General features: G+C 66.9%; 7 protein-coding genes. 5 read left to right on the forward strand and 2 right to left on the reverse strand.

Features of this window, described 5'->3' with window-relative positions; genetic code table 11:
- Window positions 1–81: 81 nt before the first annotated feature.
- The 4 genes from dnaN to Q0176_RS05365 all read left to right on the forward strand — a co-directional run bounded on the left by dnaN (window position 82) and on the right by Q0176_RS05365 (window position 4,927).
- A complete protein-coding gene (dnaN, locus tag Q0176_RS05350; protein WP_299299993.1) occupies window positions 82–1,302 on the forward strand; it encodes a DNA polymerase III subunit beta in 1,221 nt (406 codons plus the stop codon).
- 52 nt (window positions 1,303–1,354) lie between these two features.
- Entirely contained in the window at window positions 1,355–2,398 is a 1,044-nt protein-coding gene (locus Q0176_RS05355) for an AAA family ATPase (protein ID WP_299299981.1), read from the forward strand.
- Between the two features lie 103 nt (window positions 2,399–2,501).
- Window positions 2,502–4,409, forward strand: a complete 1,908-nt coding sequence (mnmG, locus tag Q0176_RS05360) for a tRNA uridine-5-carboxymethylaminomethyl(34) synthesis enzyme MnmG (RefSeq protein WP_299299983.1) — start codon at window positions 2,502–2,504, stop codon at window positions 4,407–4,409.
- Window positions 4,406–4,927: a DciA family protein gene (locus Q0176_RS05365; protein WP_299299985.1), complete on the forward strand. Its 522-nt coding sequence runs from the start codon at window positions 4,406–4,408 to the stop codon at window positions 4,925–4,927. Before mnmG ends, Q0176_RS05365 begins: the two co-directional genes overlap by 4 nt.
- Window positions 4,928–5,135: 208 nt before the next feature.
- Here the strand turns inward: Q0176_RS05365 and Q0176_RS05370 are convergent, their stop codons facing one another.
- Together Q0176_RS05370 and Q0176_RS05375 are read right to left on the reverse strand one after the other, a co-directional pair.
- The gene (locus Q0176_RS05370; RefSeq protein WP_299299987.1) at window positions 5,136–6,371 is read right to left on the reverse strand and encodes a four-carbon acid sugar kinase family protein; all 1,236 of its coding nucleotides are present in this window, start codon (window positions 6,369–6,371) and stop codon (window positions 5,136–5,138) included.
- A 138-nt stretch (window positions 6,372–6,509) separates the two neighbouring features.
- Window positions 6,510–8,585, reverse strand: coding sequence for a TerB N-terminal domain-containing protein (locus Q0176_RS05375; protein WP_299299989.1), 2,076 nt, complete (start codon window positions 8,583–8,585; stop codon window positions 6,510–6,512).
- Between the two features lie 364 nt (window positions 8,586–8,949).
- Here Q0176_RS05375 and Q0176_RS05380 point away from each other — a divergent pair, with 364 nt between their 5' ends.
- Entirely contained in the window at window positions 8,950–9,174 is a 225-nt protein-coding gene (locus Q0176_RS05380) for a DUF3343 domain-containing protein (RefSeq protein ID WP_299299991.1), read from the forward strand.
- The last annotated feature ends 80 nt before the right edge of the window (window positions 9,175–9,254 follow it).

The following is a 9,254-nucleotide window of genomic DNA, read 5'->3' on the forward strand; positions in this document are numbered from 1 at the left end:
AACTGTCCACAAGGAGGTTCTTCACAGCTCCCTCGACGGAACCCAGGACAGAAAAGCGCACGGAAGGGAACGGTGAACACGATGAAGATAGAGCTCGACCGCCTGGAGTTTCTGAAGGCCTGGCAGATGACCGAGCGCTCCAGCAGCACCAAAAGCACCATCAGCGCCATAAGCGGCATTCTGATCACGGCCTCCGAGGAACAGACGTACCTGGAGGCCACGGACTTCAAGACCGCGATACGCTGCTCGGCCCAAGGCATCCGCACCGTCACCGCGGGGTCGGCGGTCCTGCCGGTCCGAATCTTCGGCGAATTTCTCAAAAAAACGCCCCACGACAAGGTCTCTCTGGAGATCGACGACGAGAGGGGCACCCTCTCCGCAGGGAGGAACCGGACCCGCTTCGCCACCTGGCCGGTCCCGGAATTCCCCAACATCCCCCGAAGCGACGGGGCGGACCCCCTGTGCACCATCGTCGCGGCGGACCTTGCCCGGGCCATCTCCGAGGGCTCCGTCGCCAGCTCGACGCCCGCGGACTTTCCGAAGTACCTGGGCGCCTGTTTGCTGAAGGCCCAGAGGGACCTTCTGAAGATCGTGGCGACGGACGGAAAGCGGCTCTCCCTCTCCCAGTGTCCCTGCGAAGCCGGGGCGGAGGTCGACCTGCTGCTTCCCATTCCGGCCCTCAAGGAGCTGGTGCGCCTTCTGATGGGAAACGCGCCGGAGTCCCGGATAGACGTCCTGTACGACGGCTCCACCGTCTGGTTCCGTCTGGAGGGCCTGGAGTTCTCGGCGCGCCGCGTGGAGTCCTCCTTCCCGAACTACGAGAAGATCCTCACGCCCGGGGCCTCCACGACCCTCAGAATCCAGCGCGACGAGCTGCTGCCCGCTCTGGAGCGCATCGACATCATGGTCCGCAACACCCTGACCCGCCTCGTGGTGTTTCACCTCTCGCCCGGCGGGGAGTTCCGCCTGACCGGCAGGGCGCCGGAGCTGGGGACCACTACGGAGGTCCTGGACTCGAACATCGACGGCGACCCCCTTCGGGTCGGATTCAACGTCGGGTTCCTTCAGGACGGCCTGAAGGCGCTCGGCAGCGGGGAGATCCGCATGGACTTCAACGGCGGGGAGGGACAGACCCGGCTGCTTCGGGAGGGCTCGGAGGATTTTCTGTACATGCTCATGCCGACCCGCCTGAGCCCCCAGGACCTCATGGAGGACGAGGAGGCCGAAGCCGGGCCCGGCCAGGAACCCCTCCAGGCCCTGGCCGAACTCGCCCCCGGGGAGGGGGAAGGGGAGCCATTCTGAGAAAAGCCGTTCGGTTTCCCCCTTCCCGTTTTTCCTCCCTCGGGGCCTCGAGATGAGGTTTCAGAGCATCGCCCTCAGGGGGTATCGAAACCTCGGGTCCGTGCGCCGCACGGACTGGGGGCCGGGCTTGAACCTCATCCTGGGCCCAAACGGCGCCGGAAAGACGAACCTTCTGGAGTCCCTGAACGTCCTGTCCGGGTGGGGGACGTTCTCGGGGAGGGTGAGTTCGGCCGTGGCCTGGGACTCGCCGGACGGGCGGGCGCTTCTGGCCGCGAGGACCTCCGGGGAGCGGGACATCGAGGTCTCGGCGCTCCTCTCGTCCCGCATGACCCTGAAGGCGGACGGAGAGCGGATCAGCGGGTCGGACCTCCGGGCGCGCCTTCCCTCCCTCTCCTTCCTGCCCACGGATATCGACCTGATCGACGGCCCGTCCTCCGTCCGGCGCCGTTTTCTCGACCGGCTCTGCGCCCTCTGCATCCCCTCCTATGCGCGCCGGCTCTCGGAGTATCGCCAGCTCGTCCGCCATCGCGTCGCCCTTCTGCGGCAGGGCCGTTCTCCCGCGAGGACGACCCCGCCCTTTGTTCGTCTGGGAGGATGGATCCTGGAGAGCCGAAGGCGGGTGCTCGATCGGATGCTGGAGGGCCTGAGGACCGAGCCGGACTTTTCCCCCCTTTCCCTCCCCTTTCCCTTTGTCCTCAGGGCCGAGCCCGAGATTCCGGGGAGCGGCTCCGACTTTCTGCTCGCGGCGCTGGAGGCGACGGCGGAGCGGGAGGCGCGTGCCTGCCGTCCGCTCGCCGGGCCGCACCGGGACGATCTGGTCGTATCGTGTCTCGGGCGGCCCGCCTCCGCCGCCCTCAGCCGCGGGCAGAAGCGGCGGCTGGTCGTCTCCCTGATTCTGATGGCGGGGCGCTTCGTCGGGACATATCTCCGGGCTCGGCCGGTCCTGCTCCTCGACGACCTTGGGGCGGAGCTGGATGCGGCGGGAAGGCGCGAGGCGGGGTCCGCCCTCTTGGGCACGGGCTGGCAGGTGTTCGTGACGGGGACGGAGAACCCCTTTCCGGAGGTCCCGGCCCAAATCTACGGCCTGGATCGTTAATTTTTCTTTTTTCTTGAGGGTTGAGGGCGTCGGGGAACACGTTCCCCGACTGGGGGACGGGGGCAAAGCCCCCGTTGTCGTTTGTCTTGTGAGGTGATCTCCCGTGTTCCAGGACCGGTATGATGTCGTCGTGATCGGCGGAGGGCATGCGGGGTGCGAGGCGGCTCTGGTGGCCGCCCGGATGGGGCGCCGCACTTTGCTTCTGACCCTCGGGGTGGACGCCACGGCGCTGATGCCCTGCAATCCCTCGATCGGCGGTCCGGCAAAGGGGCACCTGGTCCGGGAGGTCAGCGCCCTGGGGGGCGAGCAGGCCCGTGCTGCGGATGCCTCCACCCTGATGATCCGCTGGCTGAACACCTCGAAGGGCGTCGCCGTCCGGGCGCTGCGCGCGCAGTGCGACCCGGCGCGGTACGCGGCCCATTATCGGGGCCTGCTCTACGCCTGCAGGAACCTCGACCTGCATCAGGACGAGGCCGTGGAGCTGTCGATCGACGGATCCCGGGTCCGGGGGGTCCTCACCCGTCATGGCTCGCGCTACGAGGCCCGTGCGGTCGTCCTCTGTTCGGGGACGTACCTCGGCGGGCGGGTTTACGTGGGGGAAGCCTCCTTTCCCTCGGGCCCCATGGGACAGGCGTCGGCCGAGCGCCTGCTCGATTCCCTGGCGGCCCTGGGCCTGAGGCTGGGGTACATGAGGACGGACACGCCGCCGCGCCTGAACCTCGACACCCTCGACCTATCCTCGGCGGCGCCGCAGCGGTCGGAGGAGGAGCCGCTCTGCTTCGACATCTGGGGTGAAAAGCGCGTCTACCGGTCGGACTACGCCTGCTGGTTCTCCCGGACGACGGAGCGTACCCACGAGATCCTGGAGCGCAGCATCCACCGTTCCCCCCTCGTCACGGGGGGGATGGACGCCCTCGGGCCGCGCTACTGTCCCTCCATCGAGGACAAGTTCCTGCGCTTCCCGGACAGAAGGACCCATCCCATCGTCTTCGAGCCCGTGTCGGCCGACTCGAAGGAGGTCTATGTCCAGAACTTCTCCACCAGCCTGCCCTACGACGTCCAGGTCGAGATGGTGCGTTCCCTTCCGGGGTGTGCGGAGGCCAAGATCATTCGGCCCGGATATGGGATCCATTATGCGTATCTAACGCCTGATCAACTTTCACCTTCATTGGAGAACCGCGAGCTTCGGGGGTTTTTCTGCGCCGGTCAGGTCAACGGGACCTCGGGCTACGAGGAGGCTGCGGCTCAGGGGCTCCTGGCGGGGATCAACGCGGCCCTGTCGGTGAAGGGCGAGCCGCCGCTCGTTCTGAGCCGGTCGGACGGGTACCTTGGGGTTCTGGCGGACGATCTGACGACGAAGAGCACGGACGAGCCCTACAGGATGCTGACCAGCCGCTGCGAGCATCGTTTGCTGATGCGGCACGACAACGCCGCGCGCCGTCTCTCCCCGCTGGCGCATCGTCTCGGGCTGCTGAGCCCGGAGCGCTGGGCCGGGCTGGAACGGCGGTGGGAGTGCGAGGACCGCGAGGTTGCCCGGCTGGAATCGATCCGCATCGTGCCCTCGGAGGAGACGGACCGCCTCTGCGAGGCCTCTGGGGCCGAGCCGCCGAAGGAATCGCTGACGGCCGCGGCGTTCCTGCGGCATCGCGGGGCGACGTACCCCCTGGTCGAAAAGCTGATCGGGGAGCCGGGTCCACAGGGGTCGGCCCTGGAGCCCGACTCGGCTTTTTACGTCGAGACGAGCCTGCGTTATGCGGGCTATCTGGAGAAGGAGGCCCGGCTGGCCGAACGCATGGCCGGGCTGGACGGCGTGCTCGTCCCGGACGGGTTCGACTACATCGCCGTGAAGGGGCTTTCCTCGGAGGGGCGTCAGAAGCTCCTGCGCTTCCGGCCCCGGTCGCTCGGGGCGGCCCTGAGGATATCCGGGGTCACGCCCGCCGACGTCCAGCTCCTCTCCGTCGTCGTCAGGCGGATGGGCGGGAACTCCGCGGGCGGGGGGGAAGCGCGATGAAGGGGCCCGCGGGGGAAAACGTCCAAAACGCGATTCGAGCGGGGCGCGGGCGCCTGGAACGGGTGACGTCCCTGAAGGAGCTTCTGGAGGGGATGGTCCCCGGGCGGAACGAGCGGATCGAACGGCTGGAGGATGTAACGAGGAACTGGGCGGCGGTCGTCGGGCCCGTCCGGGCCCGTCTCTCGGCCCCCTACGAGCTGGAGGACGGAGAACTGCGGATTGCCGCGGCAACGCCCCATGCCGCCCAGCAGATCGTCAATATGAAGGGCAACATCCTCCGCATCCTGAAGGGCCGCTGGAACCTGGACGTCGAGGGGATCCGGGTCACCCTCGGGCCGCCGACCCCGAGGCCCCGGCCCACGCAGGATGCTCCGCGACGCCGGCACGCGCGCGTCGTGCTTCCGCAGGAGGAGGTCGAGGAGCTCAGGAGGGCCTGCCCCGAGACGCTGTCCGAGGAGGCTGCGGAAGGGCTGGCCCGCCTCCGCGCCTACTTCGCCCGCCGCTTCCCCCGCGCGTGATGAAGAAACGAAAGACGGGATCTCGGGGCTCCGTCCCGAACCCTGCCATAAGCAGACCGCCAACGAGCGAAAGCGAGTTGTGCGGGTCGCTCAGGGGCTTCATCAAGGGACGAGTCCCTTGGAACCCCTAACCGTTCCCCTGTGGGAACGGTTGAGAGGGGCGCCGGGGAACACGTTTCCCGGCCGGGGGCGAATCTGCTTTGTGTCCTCACATCCAGGGGAGGGTGTCGGGGTTCTCGTCGTGGTGAAGGAAGTACTCCATGCAGTGGACGAGGGCGCGTTCGCCTCCGAGCGAGCCGCTCTTGGAGATCATGGGAAGCCTGTCGAAGGGCCCTCCGGACAGGCTCAGGAGCGTGATCCCCTCCTGGATCTCCCGTTCCAGGGCCACGTTTTCCGCCTTGACCCTCTGGGCGATGCGCACGGCGCAGTCCCCGCCGGTGACGCACAGTCCTCCGATCTTCGTGCGTCCCATGATCTCGCGGACCGTGTCCGCCATCAGGTCCATGAACCCTTCGATGTCCCCGTTCGGGTATTCGCCGCGCACGAAACGTTTTTCCTCCGTCGTCGCGATGAGCAGAATGGACTGTCCGCAGCGGAGCAGCGGCTCCGCCTCGTCCGCCGCCCTGACGAGGGCCTCCGCGGCCCGGTCGGTCCCAATCCCTGCAGCCGAGACGCCGACGGTCTGGACGAATCCATTCTCCAGCAGCTGGCGCGCCTGGCGCACGCTTCGCGGATGGGCCGTCCCGACGACGAAGACGAAGGGCTTCGGGGCCGTGGCCAGGGCCTCGGCGAGCCCGACGGACCCCACCCAGAGCACCTCTTTGGCGGGCCGGGCCTTCAGAACGCCCCGCACGATCATCCGGAGGTCCTCGTCGTTCTCGGCGTCGAAGCAATAGCATCCCTCCTTGGCGACGATCTCCGCCGTCCGGCCCGATCGGATCTGGTCGGCCGGGATCTCGGTGGGATTCAATCCCGCCTGGGCAAGAAGGGCGACGGTCGCGGCCGAGCTGGCGGATTGCGAGGTCGTCACGGTGAGGGACGACATCCGCTCGTGCTTGTCCAGGTAGACGGTCCCCTCCTCGATGGCCCGGCGACTGCGGGAGAAGGCGGACACGACGATGATGGTGTCGAACCCCATCTCACGGGCCAGGGCCTGTACCTCGGGTCCGACGTTGCCCCGGAGGCCCGGCTCGATGCGCTTGAAAAAGACGGTGCTGTCCTTCCAGGGCATCAGGTCGCGTGCGACGTTCTCGAGCTTGCTGCCGGCGCGTTCCGGAGAAGAAAAAAAGGTCTCGGTATCGACGGCGACGACGGAGTATTTCCTGAGGGACCCCAGAGAACCCGAATCCAGGGTCACGGCGGTGCGGTAACCCCCGTTCATGAACTTTGCCGCGGTCTCCACGGCCCCGGTATAATCGTCGGCGACAACCACGTAATCGAACATGCTGCGACTCCTCCTCAAAACGGCTTGAAAAATACGGTCTGAAAGTTTTTGGCCGGACGGCGGTCCCACGGATATTTTAAGCCTCCCCGACCGTCCCGGAAACCCTTGCAAAATGCCCTTGTCGGAAGGTGCATTGTATCACGAGTGTTTGAACAGCGCGGCGAGGATGTTCGCGACCTCCCTCCCCCGCTCCGGGGCGGGCCTCTCGTCCGGCAGCGGGAGGGTGTCCGGCGCAACCTCGAGGGCCGTACAGATCCGGCCCAGGAGTTCCGGGTGCCGTTCCGAGGGAAGGAACCCCAGGAAGTTCGTCATGAAGTTCCTCAGGACCGCGCGCTGATCCTCCTGAAGCCAGAAACGCAGCACCTCGCCCCAGGATTCGGGCGTCGAGGGGTTGGGGATCAGAAGGTCCGCCAGGGCGGCAAGCCGGGCGTGGTCCTCCGGGGAGAGGGCGAAATACTCGTCCAGGCGAAGCCTCAGGGCCTCGAACTGGGCGAAGTCCTCGGGTCCCGTCAGGGAACAGGCGAACTCCAGCAGAAGTTCGGACGCGCAGTAGTCCGCGGAGAGCCGCGCGCCCATTTCCATGGGCACGAGGAGGACGGGGTCGCCCCAATGGTAATCCTTCCCCGCGATGCCGAGGTTCGGAAGGATCCCATAGCCCTCCACCCGGGCGGTCTCCACGATTCTTTTCCTGTCCGATCCCCTGGGTTTGGAGTCCGGTTCGCTGCAGGGGATCCCCATCAGGTCCGCCAGGGCGGCGAGCGTCGTCCGGGTGGGGCCGGCCGGCTGCGACACGGGGTCGGCCTCTCCTCGAAGGCGAAGGACGAAGCCCTCCAGATCGGGGCGGTCGGTCAGCTCCTTCGCCTCCCGCTCGGCGGCGGTCTGGGAGACCTCCCGCATCAGATCCCTCCAGACCGCGATCAGAGGGGCAAAGGCTTCGAGCTTCTCGAAGAAGTTGGGAAGCTCCAGAACCCCGCCGGAGGCGTTCTTCTCGGAGGCCAGCGAGGGATTGGTCGGGACGTAGGCCAGGAAAACGGAGGTCCTGGGACGGGTGAGCACGAGCCCCCCCCTGCAGGCGCTTCGATACCGGGGGGAGAACTGTTCGAACAGGGCCTCCGAATGGCACATGGGGGAAGGGACAAAGCCGCCTTTTTCCGGGTCGGCGGCGGATGCGGCGTTCAGGGTTCGGGAGGAGCGCATCAGGGTGAAGGCCACGATGGCGGGCAGGGGCAGCCCGGAGCCGGCATAGGGTCCGAGCAGCATGCCGAGCAGCTCGTCGGGGACGACGGCCAAGGTCTTACAGAAGGCGAGAAGGTCCTCCTCGGGCAGCCAGAGCTTCACGGCCATCCAGGTGACGAAGCGAACCAGGCTGTCCTTGAGGCTTTCCCAACGGAGAAGCGGCATCAGGCGAAAGGCCTCGCCGATGCAGATTCCCAGGTCCAGACGGTCGACCAGGACGCGGCGCTCGAGGCCGAAGAGCCACAGGGCCGGGTAACAGACATGCTGGGGAGGCTGGATGCGCCCCCCTGCCAGCCATGTCAGGTAAATTCCGCGCTGGAGCGGCGTCATGGCCTCGTAGGAGACGGCGCCGTCGGCCGGAAGCGGCGTCTCCTCGTCCGGGTACTCGACGGGCAGGGTGATGTCGATGCAGCAGGGCTCCGATGTGGTGCTGGAGCCGTCGGACCAGTAGGTGACGGGCCCGAGGATGACGAAATCCCCGATCTGGAGCGAGCCCGTCTTTCCGCACCAGCGTAGAAGCAGAGGAGCGGCTCCCGGCTTCTTTCGTTCCTGAGGGGCACCGTAGGAGTAGGGCGAATCCCCGCCCAGGGCCGTTGGGGCCGCGGAGGAGTACGTCGCGCTCGCCACGGCGCTTGGAGAGCTGATCGGGGCCGCAGCCAGAACCGGGGTGAGGGGGTCGATCTCCTCCTGGATAGCCGGTAGGCCCGCCTGTCCTTCGATCCGCTCCTCCGAGGGGGCGGAAGAGGCAGGACGTTCGTCCCTTTCGCCTATGGAGGCCGGCCTTTCCTCGGAGGATCCGGCGATGACAAGGCGGTCGGGTTCCTCCAGGGGAAGCGGGACGGCCTGCGGCGCCCTTTCGTCGGACTCGCTGAGGACGGGCTGTGCCGGCGCCTCGTTGGGGAGGGCATGCCTCGCCTGCTGCTTGAGCAGGGCCCCGACGGCCACGACAACGACAATCCCGATCATGAGAAAAAGCACGAATCCGCCTCCCTTTTGTCGTTGGGGAGCGCTGCCGTACCGGCGAAGCGAAAGTGCGGTTCTCCCCCTTCGGTTTCCCGGGTCCCCGTCCGAAAAACATGGCCTCCGCCGTCCAGGGGTCCCCCTGCAGGGAGGCGCGTTTTGCCCCGTGCTTCGCGGCCCCGGCAGCCGTTTTTCATTATATACGTTCCCCGGCCTTTTTGCCGTTCCGGGCGAAAAATGAGGCCGTTCCGGTAAGTCAGCCGGAGGGTATAATCTTGCCTGGATTCCAAAAAATCGCGAGCTCCGGTCCTCGAAGAAGGGAAGTCTGAAGAGGAGAAAGCCGAGAGGAAAGACGTTTTTTCGAGAAGGGAGGTGTGTTTCGTTGAGCTGTCTCGCCACATTCAAGACGACCAGCATGGCGCTGCTGTTCGAGCGGTCCTGCAGGGAGGCCGGGATCGGGGCACGCATCGCCCCCGTTCCCCGCAAGCTGTCCTCCAGCTGCGGGCTGGCCTGCGAGTTTCCCTGCGAGGCGTTGGAGACCGTGGAGTCGCTTGCCGCGGACCACAGGATCGACGTGGCCGCCGTTCACGACCTGGAGAAGCTCTAGCGGGCTTCGGACGGGCGTCCCCTGAGGTGCACGCCGTACTTCTTCAGCATGTCCGTCGGGCCGTAGGACAGCTTGGAGGC

The sequence above is a fragment of the uncultured Fretibacterium sp. genome, from assembly GCF_938040765.1.
Lineage (GTDB): Bacteria > Synergistota > Synergistia > Synergistales > Aminobacteriaceae > CAJPSE01.

What these genes read in the sequence shown, in the direction of transcription:
- Q0176_RS05365 (WP_299299985.1), top strand. Translation starts at nt 4,406, where the DNA reads ATGAAGGGGCCCGCGGGGGAAAACGTCCAAAACGCGATTCGAGCGGGG.
- dnaN (WP_299299993.1), top strand. Translation starts at nt 82, where the DNA reads ATGAAGATAGAGCTCGACCGCCTGGAGTTTCTGAAGGCCTGGCAGATG.
- Q0176_RS05370 (WP_299299987.1), bottom strand. Translation starts at nt 6,371, where the DNA reads ATGTTCGATTACGTGGTTGTCGCCGACGATTATACCGGGGCCGTGGAG.
- Q0176_RS05355 (WP_299299981.1), top strand. Translation starts at nt 1,355, where the DNA reads ATGAGGTTTCAGAGCATCGCCCTCAGGGGGTATCGAAACCTCGGGTCC.